Source organism: Pirellulales bacterium (genome assembly GCA_036499395.1).
Lineage (GTDB): Bacteria > Planctomycetota > Planctomycetia > Pirellulales > JACPPG01 > JACPPG01.
This window is the reverse complement of record DASYDW010000105.1, coordinates 13,674-32,187: the sequence shown is the minus strand read 5'-3', so window position 1 is coordinate 32,187 and position 18,514 is coordinate 13,674. Positions and strand designations below refer to the sequence as shown.

Sequence of the window (18,514 nt, the reverse complement as noted above, 5' to 3'; positions counted from 1 at the left end):
ACGGCTTGCCAGCCGCCCAGGAGGGTCAAATCACCAGTGTGATCACAGGTGGGGGAGCAAAAACCCCATCCATCGGGCCGGGTGCGGCCCCACACCCCCCGCGGTCAAGAAAAACCGAAAAAACCACGAACATGGCGATATTTACAGGAAATCGCCACGCTTTTGTCGGCACTATGAGCGCGCCCGCACACCAATGCTAAGCGGGGCACGTGTACGGCGCTGTTACCAATTGCGACGAGCTCACGCGGCGCTTGATGCTTCGTCGCTGGGCGATTCTGCGAGCTCCATGCGTTCGCAACGCATCGTGTCGATGCTGGTCTCGCGCAGCCAGGCCGCGCGGGCCACCGGATCCCAATCGTAGAGCCGTGCGCGGCCGGAGCGGATGCCGACGAACGATGACGGCTTCTCGGTCCAGCAACCACTGTTCAGGTAGTGGACCCCCGCGTCACGCACCTCGCAGGCCAGGTGCGAATGGCCGAGGATCACGCCTGCGAAGTCGCGACGCTGCGCCTCGTCGATCGCGCGGCGGCGAAGAACGTCGGTCACGTGCAGAAAATGTTTCGAACTGCGTTTCAGGCTCCGCGCCAGCCGATGCGAAGGGTCGAGCCATTGGCAGGCGAAATAGATCGCGTCTGCCGTGTCGACCACGAGTTGCGGCCAGGTGAGCGACGGATCCCAACCGTGACCGTGATACACCAGGTACCGCTCGCGGCCGACATCGAGAATCACTTCCTCGACGGCCGTGATCCCTAGCAGCCCGGCGAACCAATCGGGGCTGGGGTCATGATTGCCGACGACCCAATCGACATGCACTCCGCGGGCGTATTGGCGCAGCAGCTCGACCACTTGCACGTCGCGCTCTTGCAGGCCGCGCAGTCGATGGTCGTTGAATAGATCGCCGGCCAGAACCAGGCGATCGGTCTGCAGCGTGTGCAGGAACCTGAGAAAATCGTTGCCGCGACTGTTCCGCGCACCCAAGTGCAAATCGCTGACGACGACGGTGTCGAAGTTCAACATGACGATCGCTTCCATGAGTTGGGAAAACCGGGGGCGACATCCTGATCGCCTCTCGTGAGAATCATCGGCTACGAGGATTTTGTGCCGATGAGAGACGCGCTAGTTTTTCGTGAGAACGCCTGGCACGCGTGCTAGCAGACCTGCGAAATCGCTACGGTACGCACCCATTGAGTATTTCGTATCGCGCCGATTTTTTTTGCGCGCCGTGGTTGAAAAAGAATCACGCCTGCATTTTTTTCCAATTTGCATCCTTAACGACATTCTCACGCGCCGTTCAGTAGCCACGGTTGTAGCGCGTCGGTATCTTGACGACCGAACGCAGCGCCGGCGCGGTGTTAGGGAAGTCTGTTATCCGCCGCCGGATGCTGGCAAATCGCCCGTCGTTCGCTCATCGCGCTCGCGATGTACACGCACGTCCACGCACACGCACCAAGGAGACGCATCATGAACGGAGTAACTCTGCGCGCAGGCCTCGCATTAATGGTGGGAATTTCCCTCGGCGCCACATCGGCGCGGGGCGCCAACCGTCCGACGAGGCCCTTCGAGAACGAGGCCAGCCGCCCGCGAGTCAGCCCCTATATGAACCTGGTCAACAATCCCCAGGGGGCGGCGACGAACTATCAAAGCCTGGTCCGCCCGCAATTGGAGCAGCAGGGCGTGAATCGCAGCAATCGAGCCGCGATCGGCCAGTTGCAACGGTCGGCGGCGCCGACGCGATCGCAATCCACGGCCCAGGGGAATCAGAAGCTGCGCGGCACCGGGCACCCGACGACGTTCAACGACACGTCGCGATACTTTCCCAAGCAAGCGCGCCGCTAGAATCGGCGCGATGGGCCGATGCGCGGCGATTAGCTGCGCATCACCATCACGACCAGGAAAGTGATCCACGCCGTCAGGGCGACGGCCGTGCCGATCAGAAAGTCGTAATGCTTGCGCGGCGGGTCGGGCGTAATCGTACGCCCGGCCCGTTCGTTCAATGACGTGCGCGCGGGCAGCCCATTCGGCCGCAGCGTTTTCAAGGGCGCCGCGCTCGCCGAGGCGGCGCGGTCGGTGGCGCGTTCCGTGCGACGCAGGGCCGCGGAATTCAGACCGGCTTGCTTACGCCGCTTCGACATGGAAAAAAGATCCGCGGGGGGCTGCGATTTGTGCGATTGCCACCGGTTAATGCCGGTCGGCCTACTCGGGCGGCGTAATCTGAAAACTTTGTTCCAGGCCCGTCTCGAAATCGAACACGTCGTCGAAATCCTCGCGACGGTCTTCCGGCGTTTTACGCATCAGGCCGACGCGAATCAGATTGAAGACGATTTCGCCGAAATCGCCGGTGGTATTAACGCCGTAGCTGTTCAGCACGCACTTGGCCATGTAGCCATATTGATCGAGCGCGTAGAGGCGAATCGCCTCGCACAGCTCTTGCCCGGTCAGGTGCCGCTCGGTGGTCACGCCTTGCTCCTGCTCTTCGCCCCCGGGGGCAGCACCCATTCCCAGTTCCGAGTGCGCATAGTTCAGCGCGTCGAAGACAAACAGGTATGCCGAGCGCTGGTAGCGCTTATCATCGCGCAACAGATCGGCAAGCGTTTGGGCGGCGTCGGACATGGGTGGATCAACGTCTCTTGAGGACAAGCGGTGGGCGTGAAAGGCAATCAGTCCGTGCGGGGGCCAGCGTTTAGCACGCTCAAGACGTCGCCTGCCTGAATCAGTACGCGGGTACGATCCTCGGTTTCGACCAGCAGTTGGCTGGCGAGAATTTCGTGAGCCAGGACGCGCATCCGGCCCTTGGCCGTGACAACGCTCGATCCCACGGGGGGCAGGTCCTTCTGCAAAGCCTCGTATGTGTCGAATTCATAGCGCAGGCAGCACTTCAAACGGCCGCAACGGCCGGAAATCTTCGTTGGGTCGAGCGTGGCCTTCTGCAACTTGGCCATTTTCATCGACACCGGCGGCATCTCGGAGAGGTGCGTATTGCAGCAGACCGGTTTGCCGCAATCGCCGTAGTCGGCCAGCAGTTTGGCCTCGTCACGGACGCCAATTTGCCGCATCTCGATGCGCGTCTGGAACTCGCTGGCCAGCGTCTTGACCAGGTTGCGAAAATCGACGCGGTTTTCGGCCAGGAAATAGATCACCACACGTTCGCCGCCGAAGACGTGCTCGACATCGACCACTTTCATCGGCAGTTGCAACTCGCCCACGACGCGGCGGCAGGTCTCGAACTCGTTGCGTTCCTGCTCGCGCATTCGCGAAAGCTCGTTCTCGTCGTCACCGGTCATCTGGCGCAGGATCTGCCCACGCTGCGCATCCGGTAGCTGGCCGGTGGTTTCCTCGGTGGCCGGGCAAAGGATTTCGCCCGCCTCGAGCCCCCGATCGGTGCGCACGATGACCCGATCTCCGCGCAGGAAATTCTCGCCCCGGCTGGTGCTGAACACCCCCAGAGTCCGCATCACCCCATAGCGAACGACGTACTTTTGCATGGCAACGCCACTATAGTCGCTGGTGGAACCTGCGGAAAGAGAAGCCACGTGAATGGCAGGACAACTGCGGAATCGCGAATCTGCGCGCCTTCTGTAGCTGGCCACGGTGAGGCCGGGATTTTCTTAGTGCTGCTCCGGGGTCGCAGACCCCGGCTACAGACTTTGCGATTCTCCTGACGCTGTTGGCTATCGAAGGGCGGGCGTCAGCGGGCCCACCTTTTCAGCTTCGGCGACGCGTTGCGGGTCTTGTTCGCGCAGGCGCGTCAACGCCTGGGCCGCGTCTGGCAGCGGGCATGCCGACAGATAGCCGACGATGGCGCGCGTCGTGGCCGCGTCGGCAAATGACTTTTGATCGAACAGCGCTGCGACCTCGGCGCACGCGTCCCAATCCTGCCACCGCGCCAGATCGACGATGGCCGCGGCAGCCAGCTCGGGACGCGCAAGGAAGCGCCGCATGGCGTGGGCGATCTCGGGCGCGGGAACGACATCCGCGCCGAATTCGTGCATGAAGCGCAGGGCCGTGGCCGCGTGGCGCAGATCCCCGATCGGTGCCTGAGGATTCGAGAGCCAGCGCTTGTCGAGATGCTTGATTCCCTCGGCGCCGGTTAGCAGCAAGTAGCCCCCTAGAATGCCGTCGAATCCGGCTCGAAAGTCATCGGCTCGAGCGTCTACCAACCGCGTGAGAACGCCCTCGTTCGCCGGGCGATCGGCGGCGCTTTTCGCCAGCCCTAGCGCGAGTCCGTAAAACCCCCTCCGCGATTCAGAAACGGCCGGATCCGCCACCCACTGGCGCATTTTGGCCATCGGCAGCAGGTGGGCGATTTGTGCCACTTCGTCAAACGGCGAGGCGCCGAATTCGTAATAGGCATCCTCGGCCACCATGCGGTTCGCGCTTTCCAGGAAGCGCGCGTAGTAAGGCAGCCGTTCGCTTGCTGGCTGGCGACGCGCCGGCGCCCGGGCGAGATATGCAAAACTGACCTCGTCGAGCGGGATCACTTCCCAGGTTGTCTTCGCCGCATCGTCGCCGCCGGTGGCCATCAGTAGAGCGAGTTGACCGAGCTTGCTAGTGCCCATCACGACGCGTTTGGGGAGCGTGAACTGGCGGCCCGTGGACCAGGGTTTGGCCGCGGCGGCTGTACTGTCCGTAAGAAGCTGCTTGGCGACCTCGCAACGAAGCTGCTCGGGCGTGTCGTTGGTGATTTCCACAAGCGCCGCTTGCCGGGAGCCTGCAATGCGTTCCGATAGGCTGGGCTTTACAGCGGTGCAGAAAGGGCATGCCGCAGCGACCGCCGCGAGCGAGAGCACGAACACCGGCGATAGAAGCCAGCGTGTCATTAGAACCGGACGGCTTCGCCGTCGAGATGGTAAATGGCCAGGAACTTACCGTCGGGCCCCTTGAAGTCGCGCAGCTCAAACTTTCCTTCGACCGCCACCGGGCGGACGGTGAACTCGGTCATCTTGCCGGGCTTCATGTCGACCACGACGCAGTCGTACAGCGCCGCACCAGGGCCGAAGCAGCATTGCATGTTATCGCGCACCAACACGAACTGCGTGATGCCGGACTGTTGGAAGCTGGGGAGGATGTAGCCGCGCAATTTGACGTCGCGCCCGTCGAGGGCTTCGATCTCAGGCGTCAGCTTCGAGCGCTGGTAATCGTCGTTCTTTTCGATCGCGAATTTGAGCGTATCGAAGGTGATGTTTTGCGTGCCGGCCGGCGCAGGTGGCTTTCGCGCAGGAATGTCAGGCTTTGCGGCAGCTTGTTCCGACTTTGTTGCGGACTTATCCGACTTTGCTACAGGACTTTCTGGTGCCGGTGGGGCGGACTCGGACGCGGGGACCTTCGCGGCGGACTCTTCGGGGGCCGTCTTCTCGGATTCCGGCTGTTCCTTGGCTGCGGGCTGAGTCTCGGACACGTTTGCGGTCGAACGAGTTTCCGAGGCGGCCGGCGCGCGGCTTTCCTCGCAACCGGTCACGACCAGCGATAACGCCGTGACGCAGCTCAGAGTGGCGAGAATAGCGCTCGTTCGATTCACTTCAGGTAATCCGCGTCGAGGTGGTAAATGACGCCCCCCAGGCCATCGGTGGCTCGTCCTGGCTCGACGCGGAAGGTGCCGGCCAGTCGCCGCAGCTTGGTCGAGTAATTGAGCGACAACGGGCCCTTCAGATTGACCATGATGCGATCCGTGAGCTTGGGCTGGCCGCCGAAGCAGCAGTCGCCATTGTCGCGGCAGAGCACGAACTGTTTGATACCGGTGGTCTGCTTGCCGGGATAGATGTAGCCCTTGATAAAGACCCGCTCGCCACTGCGCTCGGAGATCGCCGGCGGAAAAATCTCGCCCTGCGTCTCGGGGTCGGGCTGCAGCTCGGCGTAGTTCAAGCGTTCGTAGCCTGGCGGTACTTCGGTGACGTAGTCGTACGTCAGGTACGAGGCTCCCGCGCCCAGGAAGAGGATACTCAGCACGATGCCGGCCACGGCAACCGCCTGGCCGGTCAGCTCGGTAGGATTCTTTCTGATCCTTACCAGCGCCACGATGCCGGTAATGACACCCAGGGCTGGAATGATCGCGGCCAAGGCCCACGCCAAAAAGCTGGTGGCCGAGAGTAGCCCCAGAATGCAACTGGCGACAGCCAGGACACTCAACGCTCGGTATTGCGAATAATCGTCCAACATGTCGGGAGACATGCCCGACTCGACTTGCACGCCCATCACAGCACCCCAAAAACGATTTCTCGCCTCAGCAGTTCCACGACTCTCCACCCCTCACCCAACCCTCTCCCCTGAGGGGCGAGGGATCATAAGAACATTCCCTAACGACGGAAGAACATGATCGAGCCTACGGCCACGACCGCCACGACCGCCGCGATGACCCCCCAGTCCGACGCGACCGGCAGCGTCGCTGCGCCCGAGGGCTTCTTGGCTTTCGAATCGGCAGGGACTTCGTGAGGATCGTCAGCGACGTTCTCGTAGTTACGCGTGGGATTGTACGGCTCTTCGATCTCGGGCCGTTTTTTCTTCGGCGTCTCGGCTTCCGACGGAGCTTCTTGCTTGTCTGCCGCGGCGGCGTTGGATTCCAGCTCTTTCCAATTCTCAGGGTTCGCAGCGGAATCCGCCACGGTGAACTTCGCTTGCTCTTCGGTCGATTCCTCGGTCTTGTCGGCGGCGGCCGCACCTTCAACGACCAGAACGGATTCTGTGACGCCTTTCGTGGCGTCGTTGGCCAACTCGGCGGCGATGCCGACAGGCGCGCCCTCTGTTGACGCTGCGGCGGGCTCTTCGACCTTCGCCGGTGCGGCCGTGGTGGCAACGGCCGGGCCGCCGGCGCCCGGCAGTGCTAGATAGTTCGTGGCGCGCTTCACGGCATCGGGATCGATCTTGGCCAGCTCGTCGATATATTCCTTGGCCTTCGGATCAGGGCAGGCACGCAGGAATTGCACGACCGGGACGCGCACCCACGACGATTCCTCGTTGGCGTTCTTGAACAAGTCGACCAGCTTGCCCACCGAGCCCCAGTCCTGCCAACGGGCGAGGTCGGGGATGACCAGATCGGCCAACTGCGGACGATCGAGCATGTGACGCAACGAGGCGACCAGCTTTTCCTTGGGGATGACGTCGGTCTCTTGACCTAACACACGCAGGGCGACGATGGCCGAGTAAGTGTCGACGTATTCCGATTTATCGTTCTTGAGGAATTGATCCTCGATGAGCGTCAGACCGTCGGCACCGCGCAGGTTCAGGTAGCAGCCAATCATGGCGTCCAGGGCGCTGCGCACCTGGCGATCCTCGGTTTTGATCATGCCCTCGATCATGGGCACATCGTCCGGCGTGCCGCACATGCCGAGCATCGTCAGGTAGAGCCGGCGACGGCTGGGAGGAACTTTTTCGTCCTTGATCCACTCGATCAACTTCTCGCGGTGCATCTTGTCCTTGAGTTGCACCACGTCGGCATAGGGGGCCTTGGCGAATTCGTTGAAGGCATCCCCTTGCAACAGTTGATCGGGGTTCTCGAAATATTCCTGGAAGAAGGCCAATCGCTCGGCGGGATCCTCAGTGAGCTCGGCGACCTTCTCGATGTACTTCGTCCCTTCGTCAGTGAGCGCGTTCGGCGTCCCCCAGGCCAGCTCCTTCGGATCGACGCCGAAGATCAGGAACGTCGCGCCGGGATCTTGCGTGCCGAAGTACAGCATCTCAATCGTCGGCTTATCAGCCAGCAGCTTCTCGCCCTTGAGGACCTTCGTGATCTTGAACTTGCTCTTGGCCGGGTTGCCGCCGGCGGCCGCATCGACCGAGGGGGGGCGATCCACCAGCGTGGCGATCACAGCCGCGTCCGAAGACTTCAGCTCTTCGCCCAACGTCATCGACACGGCACTGCAAAACGGACAAGCGCGCGTGATGGCCAGCGGTGCGATTGCCACGGCCGCGAGCACGACGGCACTTGCGGCGAACGACCATGAACGGATCCAGGAAGTGTTCACGGTAAACTCCTCGGAGGAAGGTTAGCGGCGGAATTCTTTAATAGATGCGATCCTGGCCCCGGTGTTCGATTCTCTCACGGCAGCGGACTGCCCGCTCGTGCTGCTTCGCAGGGGGCGAACCGGCGCCCTTGTCGCGCGTCCCCGTCTAAATTCGTCAGGGGCTGGCCGACAAAGCCTTCGCCACGTCCGTGCGATAGGCACTCATGGCGGGTAGGAAGCCGGACAGAGCCGCGAGCACGATCAAGCCAGGGACCAAGATTAATTCATACGGCACAAACTGCATGAAACCAAGCGTGACACCGGAAAACGCCTCGACGATTGGCCCCAAAACTCCCACCAACGCGTGACCCATCAGAAAGCCCAGCAACCCTCCGCCGAGCGCCAGCAGGATCGACTCCAGCAGGATCACCGACAGTACTGTCTGGCGACCGGCCCCCAAGGCCCGCATCACCGCGATGTCCCGGCGGCGGTCGTTCATCGAATTATAGATGCTGACCATCACGCCGACTCCGGCCACGACGATAATCAGCACCGTCAGGGCCAACAGGGCGATGCTGACGCCGTTGACCAGCGTTTTGAAGAAGTCACTGATAACACGAATGGGGGAGACGGCTTGGGCCGTTTCGCCCTCATTAATTGTAGTCCGCAAACTCTCGGCGCTAAAGTCGTTGCCGGCAAGGACTAGGATCGACGTCACCTCGCGCTGATCTTCAGGCAGCGGGGCATGGTGATGGTCGTGCCCTTCGTGCCCATGATCGTGATCATGGCCGTGGGCATCGTGGTCATGATCATGCCCGGCGTGGTCATGGGCATCGTGATCGTGGGCGTCATGATCGTGATCCGCGGCGGCCGGTGCGGCGGCCTTTTCGTGGTCATGGTCGTGATCGTCGTGCGCGGCCGTCTCGCCGGCGGCGTGCGGATGATCGTGGTCAGCCCCTTCATCATGGGCATGCTCATCATGGGTGTGGCCATCATGGGTGTCATGATCTTTATCCTTAGCTGCCGCATCGTCCTTCGTGGCCGGATCGTGATCGTGCGGTTCGGCAGCGGCGGCTGATGCGGCGGCTGGCTCGTCGTGCGCGTGATCGGCAGCGTGCTCATCGTGCGTGTGGCCGGGCTCTTCGGCGTGGCCTGCTTCTTCGGCGTGCGCATGTTCATCCGCGTGGCCGTGGGCGTCCGCATGCGCGGCGTCATGATCGTGCTTGTGATCGGCATCGTGGTCGTCGTGATGCGCGTCGTGCGGTTCGCCGGCCGCGTGATGATCGTCATGGCCGGCGGCACCTTCCTCGACAGGCTTGGCATGTTTGTCGAGCAGGTAGAAGCCTTCCATGTTAACGAACAGGGCGCGATCGTTGGCCGTGCCGGTCGGCTTGAGGACGCCGACGATCTTGAAGGCATCGTGCTTGTGGCCGTCCCCTTCGTTCGACAGGCCGTGCGTAGGCTGGAACTCGTCGCCGACCTTGAGTCCGGTCTTCTTCGCAACGCTCGCCCCGATCACGGCCTCGAAGAAATGCTCGTACTCGAAGTTGCGACCTCCGGGCTGGAATTCGTATTTCTTGCCGCCGGCGTATTCGATCTTGTCGAACAAGTCCGGTACCGTGCCTACGACGCGAAAGCCTTCGTAGTTATCGCCCAGGCAGTAGGGGATCGCCGTTTGCACATAAGGTGCGAACTTCCCCTGGTGATCGGCCGTGGTGATGAATTCCTTATAGAAGCTGTAGGGAATGTTCTCGATCGGATCTTGCAGGTGATAGACCGTGTTCAGAACCAGTTGCAACTGGCTCCCTTTCTTGCCGACGACCAGATGGTAGCCGCCGGCGCCGCGCGTGAACGAGTCGGAGATAACTCCCTGCGCGACCAGCACCGCCACGACCAGCGCCACGCCGAGCGCCATGCTAAAGGCCGTCAGGCTCGAAGCCAGTGCCCGCTGTTGAATGCTTCGCCAGGCGATCTTCCACAAGCTCATGCGTTTACCACAGCGTGATTGAGTTGGTCCAAGTGATCGATGCGTGTGAACTGTTCGCTGACCTCGGGTGTGTGCGTCACCAGCACGAGCGCCACGTTCTCTTCCGTACACGAAGTGCGAATCAGGTCGATGATTTGTTGCTGATGCCCGGTGTCGACATTGGCCGTGGGCTCGTCGGCCAACAGCAGCTTGGGGCGATTGGCCATGGCGCGGGCTACGGCCACGCGTTGCTGCTCGCCCACGGAAAGCATCGCCGGCTTGTGACCCAGTCGATGCCCCAGGCCGACATGGGCCAAGAGTTGCCTCGCCCGCGCTTCGTCAACACGGCCGGCCGTGAAGCTCATCCCCAACAGGACGTTTTCGAGGGCCGAGAAGCCGGGCAACAGATTGAACGTTTGAAAAACGTAACCGATGTGATCGGCCCGAAAGCGATCGCGGCTATGCTCGGATAGCGAGCCGAGGTCACGGCCCCCCACCTGCACCTGGCCCGAATCGGGGCGGCTGATGCCGGCGATCACATGCAAGAGCGTGGTCTTGCCGCAGCCGCTGCGCCCCATCAGCGCCATCTGCTCGCCGGCCGCGACGTTGAATTCGGGAATATCGAGAATCGGCAGCCGCGTACCGTCGGGCTGTGCGAACGACTTCTTGACGTTCTTCAAAGAGAGCATGGCGGCAGAGTGCCTTTTTGCGAGCGGTACTGTTTTCTAAGCGGTGCAGTGTTCTGGGCAACGCGGTGGGCAGTTGGCAGGCCTGGCAGCAAGCTTGGCCTGCGGCGGTAAGCGGGCTGGGCAGCGGGCCAGGGTCGTTCCTCTGTGGCCCGCCGGCCGACGTCTGTTCGAGGCAAGGATTTTGAACATAACATCTTGCCGCGATTGGACAAGCGCAGTTTGGCGCCGTCCACGGTGAGCCGCTGGTCATGCCACCGGCGCGCGGCCCTACGCGCGTTTCCTACGCGGGCCGGCGGCCATTGGTTCGGCGCGCAGAGCGTTACGGGAGTGGCAGACGATAGACGCGGGGCTCTTCGCCCGGCGGGCCCGTCGGAGCGAGATAATTCACCGGCTGAGCCGTCGCGGCCGAGGCTTCTGCCGTGGGGGTGGCATCGGCTGGTGGCGCTCCCTTCGCGGCTAATGCGTCGCGCTTGGCTTCTTCCTGTTTGGCAACTGTGCGTCCGGCCACATGCCCAATGGCTGCTCCGCCGATCCCCAGCACCGGCCCGCCCCACCACAGCGAAGAAACGAAAACGCCGCCGACCGAGGTGCTTTCCGCGCCCATTTGCGGAAAGAGGACGTGGTACGCCTCCTTCTCGGTTTCCCAGTCCCCTTGCGCACGTGCGTAGCCAACTACGTCCTTCACGGCGCGCGTATCGCTCCACAGTCCGAGGAAAGGCATTTCTTGAATCGCGGCGTAGGTGCCTGGCATCTTGTGCGAATGGACGTCTTTGCCGTACGCCGCTTCGCGCAGCACGAGCGCCGGCACGTCCGAGTTCAGGTACAAGCTGTTGGTGAACGGGTTGTAACGATCGCCGCCGAAGATGCGCCCGGGAAACACCGTGTAACCGATCACGCTGACCGCGCCGAGTGAGTAGCGCCAGCCGGCGCCGATCCGCTTGTTGTCGCGCAAACGCCGCCACTGTCCATTGGGGTCGTAGTGATTGATGTACACCGCGATGTCGGTGAGATCGTTGCGCGCCAGATATTCCTGCAGCTTCTTTTCCGTCGCGGGCGTGATCTCGTGATCGTTGATCTTGGAATTCATCGGCAAGATTTTCGCCGGGAAGCCGACGATCTTGCCGATGGTATCGAGCGTCTTGTTCGGCTTGCCGTATTCGACCGAGGCAGTTTCGTTCTGCTGTTCGTCGGCCATACCATCGTGAAAATGGCCGTACGTGTAAGGAGCCGTGGCGCAACCGGCCGTGGCCAGCAATGCGAGCGCGACCCAGGCGCAAATCAGCCGAACGCGCAAGCGCGATAAGGGAACGTGTGTCAGCACGAGTGCGACCGCAAAGAGATGGGGCGAGCGAAAGGTGCGGCGCTGTGCGTGACCAGCGGCCGCGGACAGGATTCGTACCAACTGCCGGTCTGATTCACAATGGCGACCGGTCGGGGCGCGAGCAACGTTGCAGAAAAGAAAGCGCGTGGCGTGCTGGCACTGGTAGCTTGCCGCCAAGCTGCGATGACTGCGCGATCTACTGCGACGGGGAGCGGCGCTGCGCGAATTGCGGGAGCCCCGTGTGACTTACAGATGAACTAGACTTTGTAGGGTGAAAACGATTCACGATCGTCTGCCGCATTCCCATTCTTAGGCCGATGACTGACAATCCACGCGATACGTCTGTGCTGATCCGCACCAATGCCTGGCGAATTTCTCGCGGGCTGCCGCGCGTGCTCGTCGGTCTGGCGATCCCGTGTTCGCTCCTTGCGATCATCTTACGTCCGGTAGACATTTTCGTTGCCCTGGGATTTGCCGCCGCGGCCATCGCGTGGGCGTGCGGCCTGGTGCTCATTCGCCAACTAAACGCTTTGACGGAGATTTCGAAAATCGGCATTCACAAGGGATCAGAACTGATCGATATCGGTTTTCGCACGTGGCGAGAGTGCGAGACGATTCACACGATTTGGTTCCGCCCGTATTGGTACATGGGGCGAAACCTGTTGTGGTCGGTCCTGAGCGCCGCGTACGTGCCTGACCCGAAATTGCTCGACGACAACAACGTCCAGTTGTCCTTCGCAGCGATGGTGCAATTCGCGCCGGCGAACCATCCGCTGCTCGTGAAGCTGCAAGCGGATCCTCGGGTGCAGACCGTGACGCGCGCCGCCGACTAAGATTTGCGATTGAGCGCCGCGCGGACGGTCGCGATCCCCTTGGGGCCGAAGCCGTGCAGCTTCAGCAGTTCGGCATCGTCGAGCTTGGCCAACTGCGCGAGCGAGGTGTACCCAGCGCGCGCCAAGGCTCGCAGGGCTGGCTGCGAAAGTCCTGGCGGTAAAGAATCCTTGACCGCGGCCTTCGCGGCCGGGCGTTTTGCCGTCTTGGCGCGTTTGACCGTCTTCTTTGCCATGGATGATTGCTCGCTTATCGAGGTTCGGCTTTGGGGAAGCCGGAGTCAATCAAATCCTTGTAGCCAGGCTTCAATGGGCGGACATCCTTATAGCCAAGCTTCTCGAGCGTTTCGGCCCCGATCAAGGCCCGGCCTCCTTTGGCACAGTGGCAATAGACGGTTTTGTTTTTCGGAAGCTTCTTCTCCAGGTCGGCCAGGAACGCCGGGTCTTTCGATTTCTTGGCCAAATCCCCCAGCGGCACCAGCACCGCTCCCTGCACATGGCCGGCGTCCCATTCCTTTTGCTCGCGGACGTCGAGCAACACCGCCTTCTTCTCTTCCACCTGATGCTTGACCGTGTCGAGCGAGTCTTTCGTGTGCTCAGGCTCGGCTGATGCGCGGGCGGCTGAGAGCGAAATTGCCATGACTAGCGCGAGCGATGCGAGGCGTGGGAGCATGTTTGTTCTCCGTTGGGTGCTCTGTGAGCACCATGATCGTTTTACACAGGTGAACGTCTGATAGAAGGTCATGGTGCGCACAGCGCACCCTACTTTTGCCTACTAGAACTCCGCGCTTCCGGGTGTGCGCGGGAAGGGGATTACGTCGCGGATGTTGCCCATGCCGGTGATGAATTGCACGATGCGTTCCAGGCCCAGGCCGAAGCCTGAGTGCGGCACGGTGCCGTAGCGGCGCAGGTCGGTATACCACCAGTAGGCGGCCGGATCGAGTTTCTGCTCCTGCATGCGGCGCTCGAGCACGTCGAGCCGTTCTTCGCGCTGGCTGCCGCCGATGATCTCACCCACCTTGGGGACCAGAACGTCCATGGCCCGCACGGTGCGATCATCGTCGTTCAGGCGCATGTAAAAGGCTTTGATCGTTTTCGGATAGTCGTACAGGATGACCGGCTTCTGAAATTTCTGCTCGGTTAGATAGCGCTCGTGCTCGGCTTGCAGGTCGTGCCCCCACTCGACGGGGAATTCGAACGTTTGCCCCGAGCCTTTTAAGATGTCGACCGCCTCGGTGTATGACAGTCGGACGAAATCGCTGTCGACGATGCCTGTCAGCGTGTCGATTACTGTCTTGTCGACGCGCTCGCGGAAAAATTCCATATCCTCGGAACACTGGGCCAGCACATCACGAAAGATGCGCTTCAGGAAGCGCTCGGCCAGGTCCATGTTGTCCGTGAGTTCGAAGAAGGCCATCTCGGGCTCGATCATCCAGAACTCGGCCAGATGGCGCGAGGTGTTGGAATTCTCAGCGCGAAACGTCGGGCCGAACGTGTAGACCTTGCCCAATGAGCAGGCGAAGATTTCCGCCTGCAACTGGCCGCTGACGGTGAGGAACGCCGGACGATCGAAGAAGTCTTGCGCGTAATCGACCGTGCCGGTCGGCGTCTTCGGAACTTTCGCCAGGTCGAGGGTCGAGACCTTGAACATCTCGCCGGCCCCTTCGCAGTCGCTGGCGGTGATGATCGGCGCGTGAATGTAGAGGAAGCCTTCTTCCTGAAAGAAATTGTGAATCGAGCGGCTGACGCAATTGCGCACGCGCGTGACGGCGCCAAAAGTGTTCGTGCGCGGCCGCAGGTGGCCGATCGTGCGCAGAAACTCGAACGAGTGATGCTTCTTCTGCAGCGGGTAAGTCTCGGGATCGGCCAGGCCGTGTACGATCACACGCTCGGCCTGAACCTCGGTGGCTTGCCCCTTGGCGGGCGATGCCTTGACGAGCCCTTCGACCGTGACGCTGGCGCCGGCGGCCAGGTGCTTCACTTCGCTTTCGTAGTTGGCGAGCGTGCCGTCGGCGATTACCTGTACATTGGCCAGTGACGAACCGTCGTTGACTTCGAGAAAGCTGAAGCCCCCTTTGCTGTCGCGGCGGGTGCGAATCCAACCTTGCAGCCGAACCTGTCGTCCGACGGCCGCTTCCTTCCGTGCTTCGGCGACGCGAATGCTTTCCATGCGATGCCCTTTGTGTCTATTCGTGCGCGGCCAGCCAGCGTTCGGCGTCGAGCGCCGCCATGCAGCCGCTGCCGGCGGCCGTGATGGCCTGGCGATAATTATCGTCGGCCACGTCACCAGCGGCGAACACCCCTTCGACGCTGGTGTTCGTGCGGAACGGGACCGTCCACTTGATGTACTTCTTCGCTGTCAGGTCGAGCTTGCCTTCCAGAAACTTGGTATTGGGCGTGTGGCCAATCGCCACGAACATGCCGGTGGCCGGCACCTCGCGCACGGCGCCGTCAGTGGTGCTCTTGATGCGCACCGCGGTGACTCCCTCTTTATCGTTGCCGACCACTTCGTCGACGGCGCTATTCCACTCGATTGTGATCTTGGGGTCGTTCTTGGCGCGGTCGGCCATGATCTTCGAGGCGCGCAGTTCGTCGCGGCGATGAATCAGGTGGACCCGGCTGGCGAACTTGCTGAGGTACGTTCCCTCTTCGACGGCCGAATCGCCACCGCCGACGACGATCAACGGCTTGTTGCGAAACCGCGGCAGCGCACCGTCGCACACGGCACAGGCGCTGACACCACGATTCTTGTACGCCTCTTCCGAGGGCAGCCCCAGGTAGTTCGCCCGGGCCCCAGTGGCCACGATCACGGCATGAGCGTGGAACACCTGCCCGCTCGAGGCGGTGAGTCGGAACGGACGCTGCGAGAAATCGACGTCGACGATATCGTCGGTCACGATACGCGTGCCGAAATTCGTGGCCTGCTGACGCATCAGCTCCATCAATTCCGGTCCGCTAACGCCCTCCTTCTCGTGCGGGGCCATGGTGCCACGGCGGCCTTTCTCGATCGAATTATCAAGGTACGCGCCGAGATCGCCGGACGGAAAGCCGGGATAATTTTCGACCTCGGTCGTGAGTGCCAATTGGCCCAGCGGCAGCGTGCCGCTGATGCGGTTGTCCTCGGTGATTGCTCCCTCGAAAACAAGCGGTTCGAGACTGGCCCGCGCTGTGTAGATGGCCGCGGTCCAGCCTGCCGGCCCGCTGCCAATGATCACGACCTTTTCAGCCACGGTGATGCGCTCCTTGCTGTGATTTCGATCCCAACGAAAGCTTCGTCCTGCGCGGACGTTTTTGTCTCGGAAGCAGGAATTATAGGGTCTGTCGCGCGTGGGTCTACCGTGCTGGAACTTGCCTGTACACACTGGGATGGATATCGTGTGTTGCCAACCCGGCACCGGGCTTAAGAGCGTTCGTTAGCGCACTCCAACGAATTGGGCGTCGGGCAGGACACTATTCTCTTTCGCGGTCGTGCGCACACCGCATGTTTTTCGATCATGGTGCCCACAGGGCACCCTACAGATAGACGGTTATCGCCATGCATGCCATGCCCATCATGATCGGCGTCCTTTGCATCCTGGCGATTGCGTATCGCTACTACAGCGCGTTTCTGGCGGCACGCGTGGCGGTGCTGGACGATAGCCGGGTGACACCGGCGTTCGAATTCAACGACGGCCAGAATTTTCATCCCACGCACAAGTGGGTACTGTTCGGCCATCACTTCGCGGCCATCAGCGGCGCGGGACCGTTGATCGGACCGGTGTTGGCGATCCAGTTCGGCTATCTGCCTGGCTTGATTTGGCTGGTGGTTGGGGTGTGCCTCGCCGGCGCCGTGCAAGACATGCTGGTGCTGGCCGCCAGCGTGCGCCGCGGCGGACGTTCGCTGGCCGAAATCGCGCGGGCCGAAATCGGACCCGTGGCCGGCACGACCGCCTCGCTGGCAATTCTATTCGTCGTCGTGATCGCGCTCTCGGGGCTGGGAGTGGTCGTGGTGAAGGCGCTCGGCGGCGAGGAGATCAAGCTGGCGGCCGGCACCGTGCTCGAAGCGCCGGCCGACCATGCGATCGAGGTCGACGACAGTGGTTCGCGCTACGTCGCGCATTTGCCGGCCGGATCGAAGATCACTTACGCCGGCGGTGCCACAGTGACGCGCAGCGAAGAGTTCTCGGTCGCGGTCGATCATCCGGCCGAAGCTGTGACGAAGCCGGCCGAAGTCTTTCAGCACACCGGCAGTGCGGTAACGCTGCCGGCCGGATCCAAGCAGTTCGTAGCAGGCAGTTCGTGGGGGACGTTCACGATTGCCTGTACAGTGCCGATCGCGCTCTTGATCGGGCTGTACATGTACAAGATCCGCAAGGGGCATGTCGTCGAGGCATCCTTGATTGGCGCGGCGGCGACGCTGGCCGCTACGGTGGCGGGCAACTGGATCCCGGGATCGGCGCTCGAGCCGTACTTTTCGTTATCGCGCGAGGAAACGATTTGGGCCATTTGCATCTATGGCTTCGTCGCATCGGTGCTGCCGGTGTGGTTGCTGTTATGCCCACGTGATTACCTGTCGAGCTTCTTGAAGATCGGCACCGTGATCCTGCTGGTGGCGGCCATGATCGTGGCCGATCCGAAGCTCGAAGCGCCCATGGTGAACCCGCTGTTCGCCGCGGGGGGTGGACCATACTTTAACGGACCGATCTTTCCGTTTTGCTTCATCTGCATCATGTGCGGTGCGATCTCGGGCTTTCATGCACTCGTCGCGTCGGGCACGACGCCAAAGATGATCACGAGCGAAAGCCACATCCGCACCATCGGCTATGGTGCGATGCTGATCGAGGGACTGGTCGGCATCGTGGCGCTCTTGGCCGCGGCATCCCTGCCGCAGGGAGATTACTGGGCGATCAATATCGATCTCTCGAAGGTGGAACAGTATGCCGACCGGCTGACCGAACTGGGCGCCGCGACCGATAACCTGCCCGAGATCGAGCGGCAAGTCGGTGGTGAGTCGTTGCGCGGTCGGACCGGCGGCGCCGTGACGTTGGCCGTGGGCATGTCGCAGATTTTCACCACGGCCATGCATCGCGTGGCGGGGGGCGCGGTCAATCTCGAAGCGGTGATCAAGTATTGGTATCACTTCGCGATCATGTTCGAGGCGCTATTCATCCTCACGACGATCGATACCGGCACGCGCATCGCCCGCTTCTTGCTGCAAGAGGCGCTCGGCAAAATCTACAAACCATTCGACCGAACCGATTGGCTGCCGGGAGCCGTGATCTCGACCGGGCTGGTCACGGCCGGCTGGGGTGGGCTGATTTGGACCGGCTCGATTGAGACAATTTGGCCGATGTTCGGCATCGCCAATCAGATGCTGGCCGTGATCGCACTGTCGGTCGTTACGACGGTGATGATCAACGCCGGACGTGCGCGCTATGCACCGCTGACGGTCGTACCGATGCTGTTTGTTTTGGCGTCGACCCTTACGGCCGCTTATCGGATGATCAACGGTCCGTTCATCAACATGATCCGCGACGGCGCGGAGAAGAGTAGCACGCGTTTGCTGATGCAAGGATCGTTGAACATCTTCTTTACGGTGTTCATGGTTGGATCAGTATTGGTGATTCTGATCGACGCGGTGCTGCGCTGGCGCCGCGTGATGGGCGCCGCGCAGACGCAGCATTGAGAATTTCTGGTCGTACTGTCGAACGTATCGATGGTTTAGCCCCGGAGGGGCGGCATAGTGTAGCCGTGGGCGCGAGCCCACGGTAAACCGGCGCGTAATGCGACAGAAG

Annotated in this window: 18 protein-coding genes; 3 read left to right on the top strand and 15 right to left on the bottom strand. The window is 61.8% G+C overall.

Features of this window, described 5'->3' with window-relative positions:
• Nucleotides 1-240: 240 nt before the first annotated feature.
• Nucleotides 241-1,017: a UDP-2,3-diacylglucosamine diphosphatase gene (locus tag VGN12_19225; GenBank protein ID HEY4311587.1), complete on the bottom strand. Its 777-nt coding sequence runs from the start codon at nucleotides 1,015-1,017 to the stop codon at nucleotides 241-243.
• A 444-nt stretch (nucleotides 1,018-1,461) separates the two neighbouring features.
• Between VGN12_19225 and VGN12_19220 the strand changes: the two genes are divergently transcribed.
• Nucleotides 1,462-1,836, top strand: coding sequence for a hypothetical protein (locus tag VGN12_19220; protein HEY4311586.1), 375 nt, complete (start codon nucleotides 1,462-1,464; stop codon nucleotides 1,834-1,836).
• A 29-nt stretch (nucleotides 1,837-1,865) separates the two neighbouring features.
• On the opposite strand, the gene VGN12_19215 is transcribed toward VGN12_19220, so the two are convergent.
• The 10 genes from VGN12_19215 to VGN12_19170 all read right to left on the bottom strand — a co-directional run bounded on the left by VGN12_19215 (nucleotide 1,866) and on the right by VGN12_19170 (nucleotide 11,991).
• The gene (locus VGN12_19215; protein ID HEY4311585.1) at nucleotides 1,866-2,132 is read right to left on the bottom strand and encodes a hypothetical protein; all 267 of its coding nucleotides are present in this window, start codon (nucleotides 2,130-2,132) and stop codon (nucleotides 1,866-1,868) included.
• Between the two features lie 61 nt (nucleotides 2,133-2,193).
• The gene (locus VGN12_19210; protein ID HEY4311584.1) at nucleotides 2,194-2,610 is read right to left on the bottom strand and encodes a Minf_1886 family protein; all 417 of its coding nucleotides are present in this window, start codon (nucleotides 2,608-2,610) and stop codon (nucleotides 2,194-2,196) included.
• 47 nt (nucleotides 2,611-2,657) lie between these two features.
• A complete protein-coding gene (gene ricT / locus VGN12_19205; GenBank protein HEY4311583.1) occupies nucleotides 2,658-3,482 on the bottom strand; it encodes a regulatory iron-sulfur-containing complex subunit RicT in 825 nt (274 codons plus the stop codon).
• Nucleotides 3,483-3,668: 186 nt separating this feature from the next.
• The gene (locus tag VGN12_19200; GenBank protein ID HEY4311582.1) at nucleotides 3,669-4,817 is read right to left on the bottom strand and encodes a hypothetical protein; all 1,149 of its coding nucleotides are present in this window, start codon (nucleotides 4,815-4,817) and stop codon (nucleotides 3,669-3,671) included.
• Nucleotides 4,817-5,515 (bottom strand): DUF3299 domain-containing protein, encoded by a 699-nt coding sequence (locus tag VGN12_19195; protein ID HEY4311581.1) that lies wholly within the window; start codon nucleotides 5,513-5,515, stop codon nucleotides 4,817-4,819. The genes VGN12_19200 and VGN12_19195 overlap by 1 nt, the downstream gene beginning before the upstream one ends.
• Nucleotides 5,512-6,189, bottom strand: coding sequence for a DUF4190 domain-containing protein (locus tag VGN12_19190; protein ID HEY4311580.1), 678 nt, complete (start codon nucleotides 6,187-6,189; stop codon nucleotides 5,512-5,514). Before VGN12_19190 ends, VGN12_19195 begins: the two co-directional genes overlap by 4 nt.
• A 101-nt stretch (nucleotides 6,190-6,290) precedes the next feature.
• The gene (locus VGN12_19185; GenBank protein HEY4311579.1) at nucleotides 6,291-7,955 is read right to left on the bottom strand and encodes a hypothetical protein; all 1,665 of its coding nucleotides are present in this window, start codon (nucleotides 7,953-7,955) and stop codon (nucleotides 6,291-6,293) included.
• A gap of 154 nt (nucleotides 7,956-8,109) precedes the next feature.
• On the bottom strand, nucleotides 8,110-9,921 hold the full coding sequence (locus VGN12_19180) for an FtsX-like permease family protein (GenBank protein HEY4311578.1): 1,812 nt from the start codon (nucleotides 9,919-9,921) through the stop codon (nucleotides 8,110-8,112).
• A complete protein-coding gene (locus tag VGN12_19175; protein HEY4311577.1) occupies nucleotides 9,918-10,589 on the bottom strand; it encodes an ABC transporter ATP-binding protein in 672 nt (223 codons plus the stop codon). The genes VGN12_19180 and VGN12_19175 overlap by 4 nt, the downstream gene beginning before the upstream one ends.
• Before the next feature lie 319 nt (nucleotides 10,590-10,908).
• Nucleotides 10,909-11,991: a hypothetical protein gene (locus VGN12_19170; protein ID HEY4311576.1), complete on the bottom strand. Its 1,083-nt coding sequence runs from the start codon at nucleotides 11,989-11,991 to the stop codon at nucleotides 10,909-10,911.
• 236 nt (nucleotides 11,992-12,227) lie between these two features.
• On the opposite strand from VGN12_19170, the gene VGN12_19165 reads away from it, so the two are divergent.
• Nucleotides 12,228-12,743, top strand: a complete 516-nt coding sequence (locus VGN12_19165; GenBank protein ID HEY4311575.1) for a hypothetical protein — start codon at nucleotides 12,228-12,230, stop codon at nucleotides 12,741-12,743.
• On the opposite strand, the gene VGN12_19160 is transcribed toward VGN12_19165, so the two are convergent.
• The 4 genes from VGN12_19160 to VGN12_19145 all read right to left on the bottom strand — a co-directional run bounded on the left by VGN12_19160 (nucleotide 12,740) and on the right by VGN12_19145 (nucleotide 15,970).
• Nucleotides 12,740-12,976, bottom strand: coding sequence for a helix-hairpin-helix domain-containing protein (locus tag VGN12_19160; GenBank protein ID HEY4311574.1), 237 nt, complete (start codon nucleotides 12,974-12,976; stop codon nucleotides 12,740-12,742). The genes VGN12_19165 and VGN12_19160 overlap by 4 nt on opposite strands.
• Before the next feature lie 14 nt (nucleotides 12,977-12,990).
• A complete protein-coding gene (locus tag VGN12_19155) occupies nucleotides 12,991-13,413 on the bottom strand; it encodes a rhodanese-like domain-containing protein (GenBank protein ID HEY4311573.1) in 423 nt (140 codons plus the stop codon).
• 102 nt (nucleotides 13,414-13,515) lie between these two features.
• Nucleotides 13,516-14,910 (bottom strand): asparagine--tRNA ligase, encoded by a 1,395-nt coding sequence (gene asnS, locus VGN12_19150; GenBank protein HEY4311572.1) that lies wholly within the window; start codon nucleotides 14,908-14,910, stop codon nucleotides 13,516-13,518.
• Between the two features lie 16 nt (nucleotides 14,911-14,926).
• A complete protein-coding gene (locus tag VGN12_19145; GenBank protein ID HEY4311571.1) occupies nucleotides 14,927-15,970 on the bottom strand; it encodes a thioredoxin-disulfide reductase in 1,044 nt (347 codons plus the stop codon).
• A gap of 305 nt (nucleotides 15,971-16,275) precedes the next feature.
• Between VGN12_19145 and VGN12_19140 the strand changes: the two genes are divergently transcribed.
• Nucleotides 16,276-18,405, top strand: coding sequence for a carbon starvation protein A (locus tag VGN12_19140; protein ID HEY4311570.1), 2,130 nt, complete (start codon nucleotides 16,276-16,278; stop codon nucleotides 18,403-18,405).
• Nucleotides 18,406-18,514 lie beyond the last annotated feature (109 nt).